At 70.9% G+C, this 14,957-nt stretch carries 14 protein-coding genes and 1 tRNA gene; 5 read left to right on the top strand and 10 right to left on the bottom strand.

The features are described from left to right. Window positions 1–63 precede the first annotated feature (63 nt). Window positions 64–1,530: a glycoside hydrolase family 18 protein gene (locus tag ABT171_RS30860; RefSeq protein ID WP_351249566.1), complete on the top strand. Its 1,467-nt coding sequence runs from the start codon at window positions 64–66 to the stop codon at window positions 1,528–1,530. Window positions 1,531–1,584: 54 nt separating this feature from the next. On the opposite strand, the gene ABT171_RS30855 is transcribed toward ABT171_RS30860, so the two are convergent. From ABT171_RS30855 to ABT171_RS30840, 4 genes are all read right to left on the bottom strand, one after another. Further along, window positions 1,585–3,015: a GH1 family beta-glucosidase gene (locus ABT171_RS30855; RefSeq protein ID WP_351249564.1), complete on the bottom strand. Its 1,431-nt coding sequence runs from the start codon at window positions 3,013–3,015 to the stop codon at window positions 1,585–1,587. A gap of 106 nt (window positions 3,016–3,121) precedes the next feature. Further along, window positions 3,122–4,006 (bottom strand): carbohydrate ABC transporter permease, encoded by an 885-nt coding sequence (locus tag ABT171_RS30850; RefSeq protein WP_351249562.1) that lies wholly within the window; start codon window positions 4,004–4,006, stop codon window positions 3,122–3,124. Beyond that, window positions 4,003–5,028: a carbohydrate ABC transporter permease gene (locus ABT171_RS30845; RefSeq protein ID WP_351249560.1), complete on the bottom strand. Its 1,026-nt coding sequence runs from the start codon at window positions 5,026–5,028 to the stop codon at window positions 4,003–4,005. Before ABT171_RS30845 ends, ABT171_RS30850 begins: the two co-directional genes overlap by 4 nt. Further along, window positions 5,025–6,359, bottom strand: a complete 1,335-nt coding sequence (locus ABT171_RS30840) for an ABC transporter substrate-binding protein (RefSeq protein WP_351249558.1) — start codon at window positions 6,357–6,359, stop codon at window positions 5,025–5,027. Before ABT171_RS30840 ends, ABT171_RS30845 begins: the two co-directional genes overlap by 4 nt. 394 nt (window positions 6,360–6,753) lie before the next feature. On the opposite strand from ABT171_RS30840, the gene ABT171_RS30835 reads away from it, so the two are divergent. Next, window positions 6,754–7,809, top strand: coding sequence for a LacI family DNA-binding transcriptional regulator (locus tag ABT171_RS30835; RefSeq protein ID WP_351249556.1), 1,056 nt, complete (start codon window positions 6,754–6,756; stop codon window positions 7,807–7,809). 15 nt (window positions 7,810–7,824) lie between these two features. On the opposite strand, the gene ABT171_RS30830 is transcribed toward ABT171_RS30835, so the two are convergent. Both ABT171_RS30830 and ABT171_RS30825 read right to left on the bottom strand, forming a co-directional pair. Further along, window positions 7,825–8,409, bottom strand: coding sequence for a signal peptidase II (locus tag ABT171_RS30830; protein ID WP_351249554.1), 585 nt, complete (start codon window positions 8,407–8,409; stop codon window positions 7,825–7,827). Continuing rightward, window positions 8,406–9,014 carry a TetR/AcrR family transcriptional regulator gene (locus ABT171_RS30825; protein WP_351249552.1) on the bottom strand — a complete coding sequence of 203 codons (609 nt, stop codon included), beginning with the start codon at window positions 9,012–9,014 and terminating at the stop codon, window positions 8,406–8,408. The genes ABT171_RS30830 and ABT171_RS30825 overlap by 4 nt, the downstream gene beginning before the upstream one ends. An 82-nt stretch (window positions 9,015–9,096) precedes the next feature. Between ABT171_RS30825 and ABT171_RS30820 the strand changes: the two genes are divergently transcribed. Then, the gene (locus ABT171_RS30820; protein WP_351249550.1) at window positions 9,097–10,572 is read left to right on the top strand and encodes an MDR family MFS transporter; all 1,476 of its coding nucleotides are present in this window, start codon (window positions 9,097–9,099) and stop codon (window positions 10,570–10,572) included. A gap of 1 nt (window position 10,573) precedes the next feature. Here the strand turns inward: ABT171_RS30820 and ABT171_RS30815 are convergent. The 4 genes from ABT171_RS30815 to ABT171_RS30800 form a co-directional block, all read right to left on the bottom strand. Continuing rightward, window positions 10,574–10,646 (bottom strand) — tRNA-His (locus tag ABT171_RS30815). Between the two features lie 106 nt (window positions 10,647–10,752). Continuing rightward, on the bottom strand, window positions 10,753–11,355 hold the full coding sequence (orn, locus tag ABT171_RS30810) for an oligoribonuclease (RefSeq protein WP_351249548.1): 603 nt from the start codon (window positions 11,353–11,355) through the stop codon (window positions 10,753–10,755). 132 nt (window positions 11,356–11,487) lie between these two features. After that, a complete protein-coding gene (locus ABT171_RS30805) occupies window positions 11,488–12,705 on the bottom strand; it encodes a helix-turn-helix domain-containing protein (RefSeq protein WP_351249546.1) in 1,218 nt (405 codons plus the stop codon). A gap of 380 nt (window positions 12,706–13,085) precedes the next feature. Continuing rightward, on the bottom strand, window positions 13,086–13,376 hold the full coding sequence (locus ABT171_RS30800; RefSeq protein WP_351249544.1) for a hypothetical protein: 291 nt from the start codon (window positions 13,374–13,376) through the stop codon (window positions 13,086–13,088). A gap of 315 nt (window positions 13,377–13,691) precedes the next feature. Between ABT171_RS30800 and ABT171_RS30795 the strand changes: the two genes are divergently transcribed. Further along, window positions 13,692–14,219, top strand: a complete 528-nt coding sequence (locus tag ABT171_RS30795; protein WP_351249542.1) for a universal stress protein — start codon at window positions 13,692–13,694, stop codon at window positions 14,217–14,219. Between the two features lie 136 nt (window positions 14,220–14,355). Beyond that, window positions 14,356–14,898 (top strand): GPR1/FUN34/YaaH family transporter, encoded by a 543-nt coding sequence (locus ABT171_RS30790; protein WP_351249540.1) that lies wholly within the window; start codon window positions 14,356–14,358, stop codon window positions 14,896–14,898. The last annotated feature ends 59 nt before the right edge of the window (window positions 14,899–14,957 follow it).

The raw sequence follows: 14,957 nt of genomic DNA, 5'->3' as shown, positions 1-14,957 counted from the left end.
GATTCCGGATCGCTAGCGTGCTGCCGCACCTCACCCCCGTGAACAGCGAAGGCAGGCACGCGCATGAGCACGCACCGGCGCAGGACCAGTGGCAGGAACAAGGCGATAGGCGGTCTCGTGGCCGCGGCAGCCGTCGGGGGCGGCGCGGTCCTGCTCACCGGCACCGCCCACGCGGCCGGCGTGAACGCCGCGTACACCAGGACCAGCGACTGGTCGACCGGCTACACCGCCCAGTACGTCGTCACCAACAACAGCGGACAGCCGGAGAAGGCCTGGACGCTGGAGTTCGACCTCCCGGCGGGCGCCAGGCTCAGCTCCCTGTGGAACGGCGAGTCCCGCGTCAGCGGTGCGCACGTCACCGTGAAGCCGGCGAAGTGGGACACCGGGGGCCTGGCCCCCGGCAGGTCGGTGACCGTCGGCTTCGTGGTCGACGGCAGCGGCGCCCCGACGGGCTGTCGTATCGACGGCGCCCCGTGCTCCGCGGACGCGGGCCCCACCCCCGAGCCGAGCGGCCGCCCCACCCGGACCCAGCCGCCGGCCCCGACCGCCACACCGAGCAAGAGCGCCACCCCCGCCCCGACCAGGACGGCCACTCCCACGCCGACCGCCCCCCGCACGACCGGCAGCGGCACCACCGCCTCCGCCGGCTTCGCCCCGTACGTCGACACCTCCCTCTACCCGGCGTTCGACCTGGTCGGCGCGGCCGACGCGACCGGCGTGAAGAACTACAACCTCGCCTTCCTCACCGACGGCGGCGGCTGCACCCCCAAGTGGGGCGGGGTGACCGACCTGACCAGCGACGGCGTGGCCGCGCAGATCGGCTCCCTGCGAGCCAGGGGCGGTGACGTCCGGGTCTCCTTCGGCGGCGCCTCCGGCTCCGAACTGGCCACCACCTGCTCCTCCGTGGACGCGCTGGCGGCGGCGTACGGCAAGGCGGTCGACGCGTTCAAACTCACCAAGGTCGACTTCGACGTCGAGGGCGGCGCGCTGGCGAACACGGCGGCGAACACCCTGCGGGCGAAGGCGATAGCGAAGCTCCAGGCGCAGCACCCGGGCCTGGACGTCTCCTTCACCCTCCCGGTGATGCCCGAGGGCCTCACCCAGGACGGCGTGAACCTCCTGTCCGACGCCAAGTCCAACGGCGTGAAGACCGGCACGGTCAACATCATGGCGATGGACTACGGCCCCTCGTACAGCGGCGACATGGGCAGCTACGCCGAGCAGGCCGCCACGGCCACCCAGGCGCAGGTCAAGAGCGTGCTGGGCCTCTCCGACGCCGCCGCCTGGAAGACGGTCGCGGTCACTCCGATGATCGGCGTCAACGACGTCTCCTCCGAGGTCTTCAAGGTGGACGACGCCACCCGGCTGGTGGACTTCGCCCGCTCCAAGGGCCTCGGCGGCCTGTCGATGTGGTCCGCCACCCGCGACCAGCAGTGCGCCGGCGGCCCCAAGCCCACCGCCGACGCCACCTGCAGCTCGATCGCCCAGGACAAGAACGCCTTCTCGAAGACGTTCGGGACCTTCGGCTGACCCATCCCCCGCGCGGGGCGCGGCACGACGGAGGGGTGCCGCGCCCCCCGCCTCTCAGGCCACCGGCTCCACTCCCGGCAACACCCCCGTCCGCGCCACCTCCCCGTACCACCGCGCGCTCGACTTCGGGGTCCGCTTCAGCGTCCCGTAGTCCACGTACACCGCCCCGAACCGCTTCCCGTAGCCGTGTCCCCACTCGAAGTTGTCCAGCAGGGACCACAGGTAGTAGCCGCGGACGTCGGCGCCGTCCGTGATGGCCCGGTGGACCTCCGACAGATGGCCGTGCAGGTACGCGATGCGCTCGGGGTCGTGCACGCGGCCGTCGGGGTCGGGTTTGTCGTCGTAGGCGGCGCCGTTCTCCGTCACGTACAGGGGCAGGCCCGGCGCCTCGCGGGTGTAGCGCAGGAGCAGGTCGTACAGGCCCGTCGGGTCGATCGTCCAGCCCATCTCGGTGCGCTCGCCCGGCGTCTGGTGGAACCGCACGTCATCGGCGCCCGGCCAGGGGGAGTGCTCGCTGGCGCCGTGGCCGTCGGCCCGGGGGCCCTTGACTCCGCCGGGCGCGGCCGAGACCAGGGCCGGGGTGTAGTAGTTCAGGCCCAGCGCGTCCAGCGGGACGTTGATCGTGCGGGTGTCGCCGTCGAGGACGTACGACCAGTCGGTGACCGAGGCCGTGGCCTCCAGCAGCGACGCGGGGTACGCGCCGTGCAGCATCGGGCCGTGGAAGATGCCGTTGGCCAGGTCGTCGATCCTGCGGGCCGCCGCGATGTCGGCCGGGTCCTGGGAAAGCGGCCGTACCACGGACGAGTTGAGGCTGATCGCGATCTCGTTCCGGGCCGGCATCACCGAGCGCAGGGCCGAAGCCGCCAGGCCGTGTCCGAGGTTCAGGTGGTGGGCGGCGCGCAGCGAGGCTTCCGGGTCGGTGCGGCCGGGGGCGTGGACGCCCGAGCCGTAGCCCAGGAAGGCGCTGCACCAGGGCTCGTTGAGGGTGATCCACCGCTCCACCCGGTCCCCCAGCGCCTCGCCGACCAGCCGCGCGTACTCGGCGAACCGGAACGCGGTGTCCCGCTGCGGCCAGCCGCCCGCGTCCTCCAGCTCCTGCGGCAGGTCCCAGTGGTAGAGGGTGAGCGCCGGCTTGATGCCATGGGCGAGGAGTTCGTCCACCAGGCGGCGGTAGAAGTCCAGACCGCGCTGGACCAAGGGGCCCCGGCCCGTCGGCTGCACCCGGGGCCAGGACACCGAGAAGCGATAGGCGTTCAGGCCCAGCTCCGCCATCAGCGCCACGTCCTCGCGGTAGCGGTGGTAGTGGTCGACAGCGGTGTCACCGGTGTCACCGCCGGCCGTCCTGCCCGGTGTGTGGCTGAAGGTGTCCCAGATCGAGGGGGTGCGGCCGTCCTCCCGTACCGCCCCCTCGATCTGGTACGCCGAGGTCGCGGCACCCCAGAGGAAGGCGGAAGGAAAGGTCACGGCGGTATCGGGTTCAAGCATGGAAGCGCTCCCATGTGAGGTCGTAGGAGACCGGACGAACCGGGTCGGGGAGGGGACGGGGGAGAGGAGCCGGGCGGTGGTGGCCCGGCCCCTCGGGAGGTGGCCGTCAGCCCTTGATCGCGCCCTGCATGATCCCGCCCACGATCTGCTTGCCGAACAGGACGAACGCGATCAGCAGCGGCAGGGTGCCCAGCAGCGCGCCCGCCATGATCACCGCCTGGTCCGGGACATAGCCGGTGCCGAGCGAGTTCAGGGCCACCTGCACGGTCGGGTTCTGCTGGTTCAGGGCGATGATCGGCCACAGGAAGTCGTTCCAGGCGAACACGAAGGTCAGCAGCCCGAGTACGGCCATGGCCGGACGCGCCGCCGGGAAGACCACGTGCCAGACGATCCGCAGGCTGCTCGCGCCGTCCACCCGGGCCGCCTCGACCAGCTCCGTCGGCAGCGCCTGCACCAGGTACTGGCGCATGAAGAACGTACCGAAGGCGGTGACGAGACTCGGCAGGACCACCGTCTGCAGCTGGTTCGACCAGCCGAGGTCCGACATCCACAGGTACAGCGGTACGACGGCCAGCTGCGGCGGGATCATCATCGTGCCGACGGTCAGCAGGAGCAGCAGACCGGAGAAGCGGAACCGCAGTTTGGCGAAGGCGAAACCGGCCAGGGTCGAGAACAGCACCGTGCTCACCGTGATCGTGCCCGCCACGATCACCGAGTTGAACATCGCGGTGCCGAGCCCCGCCTGGTCCCAGGCCGTCCGCAGGTTCTTGAACAGGTTGGCGCCGAACCACAGCGGCGGCGGGGTCTCGTCCAGCCGGTGCGCGGTGCGGGAGGCGGCGATCGCCGTCCACACCAGCGGGGCGAGGGAGACCAGCGCGAAGACGGTGAGCACGACGTAGGTCACCGGACCCGCGTGCAGTTGCTTGCCCGCGCCCGTCCGGCCCCGGCGCCGGACCGCCTTCCGGGGAGGTGCCAGTTCACTCGTCGTCATTGGGACTTCCTCAGCCGTCGGGTGAGCAGCAGGTTGACCGCGGCGACGACCAGCAGGACCAGGAACATCGACCAGGCGATCGCGGACGCCTTGCCGAGGTTGCCGATGATCCAGCCCTGGTCGTACATGTACAGGCCGAGCGTCTGGTACTGGTGCTCGGAGCCGCCCTTGGACCCGCTGACCCCGCCGAACAGCAGCGGCTCACCGAAGAGCTGTGTCGCGCCGATGGTCGAGACCACGACCGTGAACAGGATCGTGGGCCTGAGCTGCGGGATCGTCACGTGCCGGAACTGCTGCCAGCGGTTCGCGCCGTCGATCGCCGCCGACTCGTACAGGTCCGTCGGGATCGCCTGCATGGCCGCCAGATAGATCAGCGCGTTGTAGCCCGTCCACCGCCAGATCACGATCGACGACACCGCGAACTGCGAACCCCAGTCCGACTCACGCCAGTTGACCGGGCCGACCCCGAAGAAGTGCAGGATCCAGTTGACCATGCCGCCGTCCCACGAGTACAGCAGCGTGAACACCAGGGTCGCCGCGGCCACCGAGGTGGCGTACGGGGTCAGCATCACCACACGCCAGACGGTCGAGCCGCGCAGCCTGTAGTTCAGCAGGTGGGCCAGCCCGATCGCGGCCAGCAGCTGCGGCACGGTCGAGATGACACCGATGGTCAGGGTGTTCTTCAGGGCGTTCCAGAAGAAGTCCGAGGACCACAGGTTCTGGTAGTTGTCCAGGCCCGCCCACGTCTGGTGGTCCAGCGCGGACAGCTGCACATGGTGCAGCGAGTACCAGGCCGTGTAGAGCAGCGGGACCAGCGTGAACGCCGCGAACAGGACGAAGAACGGGGACACGAACGCGTACGGCGACGCCTTCATGTCCCAGCGGTACAGCCGGCTGCGCCAGGAGGGGGCGCCCGCCGGCGTACCGCGACCGTGAGCGCCCCGGGCCGCGCCCGGCGGGATGCCGGGCGCGGCGTCGGCGCTCGACGCGGAGTGCGCGAGAGCCTGCTCGGGACCGGTCACTGGCCGAGCACGTCCTTGATCTCCTTGGCCGCGGCGTCCCAGCCCTGCGCGGGCGACTTGCCCTTCTGCTCGACCTGGAGGATGCCGATGTCGCTGATCGCGGTGTCGATCGGCTTGTCCTTGGGCCCGAGGGGCTGGGCCGGGATGGTCTTCGCCGAGTCGGAGAAGATCTGGGTGATCGGGGCGCCCGAGAAGTACGCCGTGGTGTCGGGCTGCGGCTTCAGGCTCGGGTACACCGACGGGGTCGACGGGAAGCTGGCCTGCTTGGCGAAGACCTTCGCCTGCTGCTCGGGCGCGGTCAGCCACTTCGCCAGCGCGACGGCCTCCTTCTGGTGCTTGGTCGCGGTCGGCACGCCGAGGAAGGAGCCGCCCCAGTTGGACGCCGCCGGCGCCGCCGCCACGTCCCACTTGCCCTTGCCGGAGTCACCGGACTTCTGCTCGATGTAGCCGATCATCCAAGCCGGGCAGGCGATGGAGGCGAAGCTGCCGTTGGCGAATCCCTGGTCCCAGGTCGGGTCGAACTGCTTGAGCTTCGCCGACATGTCGCTGGTGGCGGCGGTCATGGCGGCGTCCCAGGCCTTCTTCACGCCCGCGGACCTGTCCCAGACGACGTTGCCGTCCTTGTCGTAGTACCGCTCGCTCGCGCCGCCCACCGCCGCCATGTAGACGGAGGCGGCGGAGTCCACGAACTTGGTGCCCCTGGGCGCCTTCTTCATGTACTGCTTGCCGACGTCGACGTACTTGCTCCAGTCGCCCTTCCACATCTGGGCGAGCCTGGTCCGGTCGGTCGGCAGCCCGGCCTGCTGGAACAGGTCCTTGCGGTAGCAGATGGCCATCGGCCCGGTGTCGGTCCCGAGCCCGATGAGCTTGCCGTCCTTGGTGGTGGCCTGGGCGTTCTTCCAGTCCAGCCACTGCGACTTGTCGACCTCCTTGCCGAGGTCGAGGAACTTGTCCGCCTGGGTCTGCACGGCCTCGGTGATGTTGCCGATCTCGATGGCCTCGATGTCGTCCGTGCCGGAGCCGGCCTGGAGGCGGGTGAGCACCTTCGGCCAGTACACGTCGGTACGGGTGGTGACGTTCTCCTTGATGTTGATGTCCGGATGCAGCTTCATGTACTCGTCGTAGAGGCCGGCCTGCTTGTAGCCGAAGACGCCGAAGGTGCCGATGGTCAGCGTGATCCTGCCCTTGCCACTGCCGTTTCCGCCGCCGTCCGAGTCATGGGACGAGCCGTCGTCCGAGTCCTTGGCACAGCCGGCCAGCAGCCCCGTGGTCAGCGCGGCCACGGCCGCGAGGGCCATCAGCCGCTGGGACCGGCGGATGCTCGTGCGCATTGCGTCCTCCTGTTGCCTGACGTGCCGACCCCCCGGCCGACTGCATGGAATCGGGCCCGTTCGTACGCGCTGCGGCTCGGGCGGGGAACGTGCGGGTTGTGTAGGTGTCAGGTACTGTGGGAGCGCTCCCACCTGTGATGTGTTGAAGAGTCGTCGGTTCGTGGCGGGGTGTCAAGGGAGCGGACGGCGGCAACCGCCTTCAGTTATCGGCCCGTTAAGTGGACCAGTGTCCTCCCGGTTCCCGGGCGCCGGCCGTCGGTATTCAGCCTGTCGGGCGATGGAGGAGGAGGCCCGGGGGAGCGTCCGGGGGCGCGGTCCCCGGGGGCGGCAACCGCAGTGAACAGTGCTGTTACATTCCAGCCAGCACCAAGGTCGGTCGAGAAAGGCGGAGCCCATGGCAAGCCACGGAGCGCGGGGCCGCAGTGGGGGTCGGCCCACGCTCGAAGAGGTCGCCGCCCGTGCCGGGGTCGGCCGGGGCACGGTCTCGCGGGTGATCAACGGCTCGCCCCGGGTCAGCGACGCCACCCGCGCCGCGGTGCAGGCGGCCGTGGCCGAACTCGGCTACGTCCCCAACACGGCGGCCCGTGCCCTCGCGGCCAACCGGACCGACGCCATCGCCCTCGTCGTCCCCGAGCCGGAGACCCGGTTCTTCGCCGAGCCGTACTTCTCGGACATGCTGCGCGGTGTCGGCTCCCAGCTCTCCTGCACGGAGATGCAGTTGCTGCTGATCTTCGCGGGCAGTGACCGTGAGCGGCAGCGCCTCGCGCAGTACCTGGCCGCCCACCGCGTGGACGGCGTGCTGCTGGTCTCGGTGCACGCCGACGACCCCCTGCCCGACCTGCTGGCCCAGCTGGAGATCCCGGCCGTGATCAGCGGCCCCCGCTCGGCCGGTGAGACGCTCACCTCCGTGGACTCGGACAACTACGGCGGCGCCCGCTCGGCGGTGGAGCACCTGCTGTCCCGGGGCCGCACCCGCATCGCCCACATCACCGGCCGCCTCGACGTCTACGGCGCCCAGTGCCGCGTCGACGGCTACCGCGACGCCCTGCGCGACGCGGGCCGTGAGGCGGACGAACTCCTCGTCGCACCGGGGGACTTCACGGACGAGGGCGGTCGCCGGGCGATGACCGCGCTGCTGGAGCGGTGCCCCGACCTGGACGCGGTCTTCGCCGGCTCGGACGTGATGGCGGCCGGCGCCCGGCAGGTGCTGCGTGAGGCGGGCCGCCGCATCCCGGACGACGTGGCGCTGGTCGGCTACGACGACTCCGCCATCGCCCGCCACATGGACCCGCCGCTCACCAGCGTGCGCCAGCCCATCGAGGAGATGGGCCGCGCGATGATCGACCTGCTCCTCGCGGAGGTCGCCGACCGCCGCCCGCCGCTGTCCCGGGGGCTGGAGCGCCGGCACGCCGTGCTGCCCACGGAGCTGGTGGCGCGGGCGTCGTCGTAGGGGGCCGGTAGCCGGTCACGCACCCGGATCGGTGTCCGGTGCCGGGCGTCCGCCGGGGAGGCGATCCGTGGGGACGTCCTGGGGTGGGGTGCCGCTCAGTTCCCAGCCCAGGAACGAGAAGAGCACGATCAGTGCGCCGCCGCAGACGATCGCCCAGTCCGCGAGGTTCATCACGCTGAAGCCGCGGACGGCGATGAAGTCGACCACCGCTCCCCGCGGGCCGCCCGGCGCACGGAAGAGACGGTCCGTCAGGTTGCCCAGCGCGCCGCCCAGCAGCAGTCCGAGGGCCACGGCCCACGGGGCGCTGTACAGCTTGCGTGCCAGCCGCGCGACGACGCCGACGACCGCCGCGGCGATGGCCGTGAACACGAAGGTCATCGCCGTGCCCATGCTGAACGCGGCGCCCGCGTTCCGGGAGACCCGCAGTTCCAGCCAGCTGCCGATCACCTCGACCGGGGCATGGTGCTCCAGCCGCGCGACGACGAGCAGCTTGCTGCCCAGGTCGATCGCGTAGGCGAGTCCCGCCAGCGTCAGGAGCAGTGGGATCCGCCGTTTCCGCCCGGCGCCCTCCGCGCCCGCGGCCCCCGCGTCCGATGTCATGCCACCCGCCCCTGCGCGCCCGACACGGCCGCCCAGCCCCGCTCCAGCAGATCGAAGGCGGCGTTGACGGCGGCGACCCGGTCGGAGGCGGCCGTGGCGAGCGCCCGGGACTCCAGAGCCAGATGGGCCAGGGCGGCGCAGGCCGGGTCGTCGGCGGGGGCGCCGGTGTCGGCGGCGACCGCCTCGGCCAGGGCGCGTTCGTGCCGCATCCACATGCGCCGGTGGTACTCCACCAGGGCGGGGGTGCTGGTGACCAGCCGCTGGAACGCGGCGAGCTGCTCGTCGTACTCGGGCTTGAGCAGCCGCGTCCGCAGCATGTGCTCGCGCAGCGCCTCCAGCAGCGGTGTGCCGGGGGCCCGGTCGCGTACGGCTGCGACCAGCGCCTCCTCCACGTCCTCGTCCATGTCGAACAGCAGCGCTTCCTTGCTCGGGAAGTGCTTGAACAGGGTCGTGGTGGAGACGTCGGCCGCCTCGGCGACGTCCCTGATGCTCACCGCGTCGAAGCCGTGCTCCAGGAACAGCTTCAGCGCGGCGTCCGCCAGCGCCTGGCGCGTCGCGGCCTTCTTGCGTTCACGGCGGCCCATCGGCTCCGTCGTCTCCGTCATGGTCCGTAGCGTACCCGCTCGGTTGTCGGTGGCAAAAAGTTGACTCATTGCACATAGTGAGTCGGTGTGCTTTTCTGGCCGCATGACCACACCACCTCCCCAGAGCGTCCGCTGGACGCTGCTCGGCGTGATGCTCGCCATGCTGCTGGCCATGCTCGACAACAACATCGTCGGTACGGCGACGCCGACGATCGTCCGGGATCTCGGCGGCCTGGAGCACATCTCCTGGGTCGTCACCGCGTACACCCTCGCCACCGCCGTCTCGACTCCCGTGTGGGGCAAGCTCGGTGACCTGTACCGGCGCAAGCGCGTCTTCCTCGCCTCGGTCGCGCTCTTCCTGCTGGCCTCGCTGCTGGCCGGCGCCGCCCGCTCGATGACCCAGCTGATCGGGTTCCGTGCCCTGCAGGGCGTCGGCGCGGGCGGGCTGGCCGCCGGCGGGTTCGCCCTGATCGGCATCCTCGTGCCGCCCCGGGAGCGGGGCCGCTACCAGGGCATGACCGCCTCCGTGATGGCCCTCGGCGTGGTCGGCGGACCGCTGGTCGGCGGCCTGGTCACCGGGCACCTCGGCTGGCGCTGGGCGTTCTACGTCAATCTGCCGCTCGGGATCGTCGCCCTCGTCTGGGTCCAGCTGATGCTGCGGCTGCCGGCGCGGGAACCGCAGGCCCGGCCGCGCGTCGACTGGGCGGGCATCGCCGTCCTCGCGGCCACGATCGGCGCGGCGGTCCTCGCGGCGACCTGGGCCGGTACGACGTACGCCTGGACGTCCTGGCCGATCCTGGCCCTGGGGGCGACGGTCGTCCTCGGCGCGGTGGCGTTCGCCGCCGTGGAGCGGCGTGTGGCCGAACCCCTGCTGCCGCCCCGCGTGTTCACCGGGCACCGCAACTTCCCGCTCGGCATCGGCCTGTTGGCGGCGGCCGGGGTGGTGATGTTCGGCTCGGCGCTCTATCTGCCCCTGTTCCAGCAGACCGTCCAGGGCGCCACGGCGACCAGCTCGGGCCTGCTCCTGCTGCCGATGATGATCCCGGTGGTGATCGCCTCCCACCTCGCCGGGAAGGTCATGTCCCGCACCGGCCGGTACAAGGTGTTCCCGGTGTCCGGCACCCTGCTGCTGACGGCCGGCACCGGGGCGCTCGCCACGATGGACACGGACACCTCCCGTCTCACCGCCGGCTGCTGGATGGCCCTCGTCGGCCTCGGTCTGGGCTTCACCATGCAGATGGCCACCACGCTCGCGCAGAACAGCGTGGAGCTGCGGGACATGGGGGCGGCCATGGCGGCGACGAATCTGTTCCGCACCCTCGGCGGCTCGGTGGGCGTGGCCGTCTTCGGCTCGCTGTTCACCCGGGCGGTGCCGGCCACGGCCAGGGGGGAGGCGTACCGGCACGCGGTGGCGGCCGGTACCGGGCACGTCTTTCTGACCGCCGCCGCGGTGTGCGCGGTGGCGTTCGTCCTCGCGCTGCTGGTGCGGGAGGTGCCGCTGCGGGGCGGGCCCGGCGGTACGGCACAAAAGAATCAGCCGGTGACCCGTCTCGCGACGGAGTCACCGGCTGATCGGTGAGGGTGAGTGACGGGACTCGAACCCGCGGCATCCTGGACCACAACCAGGTGCTCTACCAGCTGAGCTACACCCACCATGACCGGTAGTGGAACTTGTCGTTTCCCCGACCGGCCGAGAAGAAGTCTACAGGGTCCGAAGGGGTGCTCGCGCACACGTTTTCGCGAGCACCTTTCCCGGGCGCTACTGCGCGGGCAGGACGTGCTTGGCGGCGATCGCCTTCGCGGTGTCGGAGTCCGGGCCGGGCTGGGGGACGAAGATGGCCTCGCGGTAGTAGCGCAGCTCGGCGATCGACTCGCGGATGTCTGCGAGGGCCCGGTGGTTGCCGTTCTTCTCCGGGCTGTTGAAGTACGCCCTCGGGTACCAGCGGCGGGCCAGCTCCTTGACGGAGGAGACGTCGACGATCCGGTAGTGCAGCCAGTCCTCCAGGGCCGGCATGTCCCGCAGCAGGAAGCCGCGGTCCGTGCCGACGGAGTTGCCGCACAGCGGCGCCTTGCCGGGCTCCTTCACGTACTCCTTCACATACGCGAGGACCTGCTCCTCGGCGTCCTGGAGGGTCGTACCGTTCTCCAGTTCGGCGAGCAGCCCGGACGCGGTGTGCATCTGACGCACCACCTCCGGCATCGTCTCCAGCGCCTGCTCCGGCGGGCGGATGACGATGTCCACCCCCTCGCCGAGTACGTTCAGCTCGGAGTCGGTGACGAGGGCGGCCACCTCGATGAGAGCGTCGTCGGACAGCGAGAGGCCGGTCATCTCGCAGTCGATCCACACCATGCGATCGTTCATGCGACCACCCTAAAGCGGGCCTGAGCTTTTGTGGCGCCCTGTGCTGCTGCCGAGCTCGCCAGGGGCTGCCGGCCCGCGCCGAAAGGACAGCCGAAAAGACAAGGGGGCGAGTGCATGCTCGCCCCCTTTCTCTCAGCTACCGCTCCGCGGCCCCGGCAGCAGCCCCACCGCGCCCGCCGCCGTGCGGCGGCTCTGCATCGGGACGCCGCTGTCGCGGTCCGGGTGCAGTACGGGTGCGTGGCCCATCGGGCCGGGGCCCGCCAGGCCCATGGGGGCGCCCGGCTGGCCGGCGGCGTGCACCGGCGGCTCCGTGTCGGCCGGCTTGTCGGCCTGCGGCCTGCGGGCCCGGTAGGCGGCCCGGTAGGCGGCGGGGGACGAGCCGAGCTGGCGGCGGAAGTGCCCGCGCAGCGCGACGGGGGAGCGGAAGCCGCACCGGCCCGCCACCTCGTCCACGGAGTAGTCCGACGTCTCCAGCAGGCGTTGGGCCTGGAGCACACGCTGCGTGATCAGCCATTGCAGCGGCGCGCTGCCCGTCAGCGAGCGGAACCGGCGGTCGAACGTACGGCGGCTCATATAGGCGCGTGCCGCCAGTGTCTCCACGTCGAACTGCTCGTGGAGGTGTTCCAGCGCCCAGGCGACGACCTCGGCCAGCGGGTCGGCGCCGATCTCCTCTGGTAAAGACCGATCGAGGTAGCGCTCCTGGCCGCCCGATCGGCGCGGTGGGACCACCAGGCGCCGGGCGAGCGCGCCGGCCGCCTCGTTGCCGTGGTCCGTCCGCACGATGTGGAGACAGAGATCGATTCCGGCCGCGGTGCCCGCCGACGTGAGCACATCGCCGTCGTCGACGAACAGCTCCCGCGGATCGACGTGCACCGACGGATAGCGCTTGGCCAGCGTCGGCGCGTACATCCAGTGGGTGGTCGCCGGACGGCCGTCCAGCAGTCCGGCTGCCGCGAGCACGAAGGCGCCCGTGCACAGCCCGACGATCCGGGCCCCCTCCTCATGCGCCCGGCGCAGCGCGTCGAGCGCTTCCTCCGGTGGCGGCGCGGTGATCGAACGCCAGGCCGGTACGACGACCGTCCCGGCGCGCGATATCGCCTCCAGTCCATGCGGCGCGGTGAGTTCCAGGCCCCCTGTGGTCCGCAGCGGGCCCTCTTCTCCGGCGCACACCAGCAGTCGGTAGCGCGGGACGCCGGCGTCCTGGCGGTCGATTCCGAACACCGACAGCGGTATGGAACTCTCGAAGATGGGGCCGCCGCTGAACAGCAGCACCGCGACGATCTCCTTGCGGCGGCGCCCGGAAAGCTTCCGGGCCGCGGCTTCCGGCGCGGCAGTGGAGTCGTGGCTCATACTGCTAAGCCCCCCTCGGTGGTCGCGGCTCCTCGGTTGTGTCGCTCCTGCACGTTTCCCCTCGGTCCTGCACGAGTCCCCCGCCGTAAAGACAGTCAAGATCGAAATCTACTGGCTCCCGCGGTCTCACGGTGACCAGTTCCACACGCCACAGATTGTCGACATGACAACTTGGCGTGAAGCATTCGATCACGAAGCGTTGCACTCGCGGAGCGTGGAGGGAAGTGCGCCTTGTCGCAGTGGCCAAACCGCGTAGGGTGCGCAACTGCCCGTAGACCCTTTCCGTGCAGGTCGAACGGGGGTTGGAGGGGGCTCGGAGGCCCTGTGGGGCGACATTCAGAAGTTGGCTGAAAAGATGCGTTCGGGGGTACGGAAACCGGTCAGTCGACCGGTGTCCGTCGACGGGTATGACGTCCGCCTCTTTGCTTCGGGCAACGCCTGCGGCCGCGCCCGCTCCGCTCGGCGCACCGCTCGGAGCGGCGCAGCAGGATCCGGCACACGGCCGTGACGGCGGCCAGGCCCAGCGCCGCACCCGTCGCGCCGGCCAGCGAGGTGCCGTACCAGACCAGCACCACGGGGACGAGGACGCAGCTGAAGGCGGCCCAGCGGATCACATCGCTCGCGGTGTCCGGCGCGGGGTGCGGATCGGAGGTGGATCGGGGACGGGGCATCACTCGTACTCCCTGTGGCGGTGGCTCACCCGGTTCAACGTCTGTTCGAGCGGTCGGTCACCGGCCGTACGTCTGTGAATCCTGAGCAAACCGCCTGTACGGGGCAGCAACCATTGCGTTACGGGCGCGGCTCGTGCATGCTCCGGTGAACCCCTCCGGATGTCGGGGACCGCTTACGGAGCGTGCGCGGGAACTGGGCTCGGGAGGCGTGCCGCCGTACCCTTGGGGGTATGGGGTTGGGAAGATGTTTCCCGGACACAGCTCCGCCGCACACTGTCGTCCCGCCCATCAAAGGATCACAACGCCGAGACAGCCATGGCCGGTCACGAATTCTTCGAACCCGCGGACCGCAAGCGGCCGGTCGCCGACCCCACGGCGGCCGAGCCCCTGGCGGCGGAAGAGCCGCGTCCTTCCTGCGACCCCGCCTTCCGGCACGGAGTCGTCGTCGGCTTCGACGGCTCCACCTCCAGTGAACGCGCCCTCGCCTACGCCATCGGCATGGCCCACCGCTCCCACTCCGGCCTGATCATCGTCCATGTCGCCAACAGGCTGCCGACCACCGTGTGGGCCGGCTGCGAGCCGCCCGTCTTCGTCGACGTGCCGGACCACCGCACCGAGGTCCTCGGGCTGGAGCTGGCGTGCGCGGACTATCTGACCGAGGTGCCGTGGATCCTGGTGGAGCGCGGCGGCGACATCTGCCACGAGCTGGAAGAGGTCGGCAAGGAGTACGAGGCGGACGCGATCGTCGTCGGCTCCACGCACGGCATCGTCGGCCGGATCTTCGGCTCCGTCGCGGGGCGGCTCGCCAAGCGGGCCCGGCGGCCCGTGATCGTCATCCCCTGACCGTCCCAACTCCCCGGCGCCGTACGGCAAATCCCTTTGTGCAGCGCGAAACTACTCACGCGTAGAGGTGGTTTGTGCCCTTGTGAAGGGCATATACCGGTCACCGCGCACCTGCACGACATGAAGGGAGCCCGCCGTGGACAACGGAAGTACTACGGTGGTCGGCCGACTCGCCCTGGGAATAACCCTGTTGGCGTTCGGCCTCGGTACGACAGGCGTGATCCACGGTGTGGCCGCGTCCGACGCCGTGTCAGTGGCCCACTACGTGGGCGGAGTCGCCCTGTTCCTGGTCGGCCTGCTGGCCTTCCGCGGCGGCGACGGCGTTTCCGGCACGGGCTTCGCGGCCCTCGGCGCACTGTGGTTCACCTGGGCGGTCGGCGGTCACTCCTCCGCCGACGCGGCCGGGCTCTTCCTGCTTCTGTTCGCCCTCGTGGCGCTCACGCTGACCCTCGCGGGCGGGGACGGCCTGGGTCAGCTCATGCACGGGCTGCTGTTCCTGGCGATGCTGGTGCTGGCGGTCGCGGCCTTCGCCGACAGCTCCTCCCTGGCCAAGGCCGGCGGCTGGATCGCCGCGGTCTCCGGTGCGGTGGCCTGGTACGCGGCGACGGCCGCGCTGGCCCACTGGCCGACGACGCTTCCCGGGCGTGCCGCCGGCCGGGGGGTGACGGCCACCGGCTGATTCCCAGCGGCACGAAAAGGACCCCCACGTGCTCGGTGGCACACGTGGGGGTCCTTCCG

It is taken from the genome of Streptomyces sp. NPDC001851, from assembly GCF_040297165.1.
Classification (GTDB): Bacteria; Actinomycetota; Actinomycetes; order Streptomycetales; family Streptomycetaceae; genus Streptomyces.
The sequence above is the reverse complement of the archived record's forward strand: the minus strand, read 5'-3'. Positions and strand labels throughout refer to the sequence as shown.

Coding starts and splice junctions, on each gene's coding strand:
- ABT171_RS30825 (WP_351249552.1), bottom strand. CDS start 9,014: ATGACGGAGACGACGGAGCCGATGGGCCGCCGTGAACGCAAGAAGGCC.
- ABT171_RS30850 (WP_351249562.1), bottom strand. CDS start 4,006: ATGACGACGAGTGAACTGGCACCTCCCCGGAAGGCGGTCCGGCGCCGG.
- ABT171_RS30805 (WP_351249546.1), bottom strand. CDS start 12,705: ATGAGCCACGACTCCACTGCCGCGCCGGAAGCCGCGGCCCGGAAGCTT.
- ABT171_RS30835 (WP_351249556.1), top strand. CDS start 6,754: ATGGCAAGCCACGGAGCGCGGGGCCGCAGTGGGGGTCGGCCCACGCTC.
- ABT171_RS30860 (WP_351249566.1), top strand. CDS start 64: ATGAGCACGCACCGGCGCAGGACCAGTGGCAGGAACAAGGCGATAGGC.
- ABT171_RS30855 (WP_351249564.1), bottom strand. CDS start 3,015: ATGCTTGAACCCGATACCGCCGTGACCTTTCCTTCCGCCTTCCTCTGG.
- ABT171_RS30795 (WP_351249542.1), top strand. CDS start 13,692: ATGGCCGGTCACGAATTCTTCGAACCCGCGGACCGCAAGCGGCCGGTC.
- ABT171_RS30840 (WP_351249558.1), bottom strand. CDS start 6,359: ATGCGCACGAGCATCCGCCGGTCCCAGCGGCTGATGGCCCTCGCGGCC.
- orn (WP_351249548.1), bottom strand. CDS start 11,355: ATGAACGATCGCATGGTGTGGATCGACTGCGAGATGACCGGCCTCTCG.
- ABT171_RS30830 (WP_351249554.1), bottom strand. CDS start 8,409: ATGACATCGGACGCGGGGGCCGCGGGCGCGGAGGGCGCCGGGCGGAAA.
- ABT171_RS30820 (WP_351249550.1), top strand. CDS start 9,097: ATGACCACACCACCTCCCCAGAGCGTCCGCTGGACGCTGCTCGGCGTG.
- ABT171_RS30800 (WP_351249544.1), bottom strand. CDS start 13,376: ATGCCCCGTCCCCGATCCACCTCCGATCCGCACCCCGCGCCGGACACC.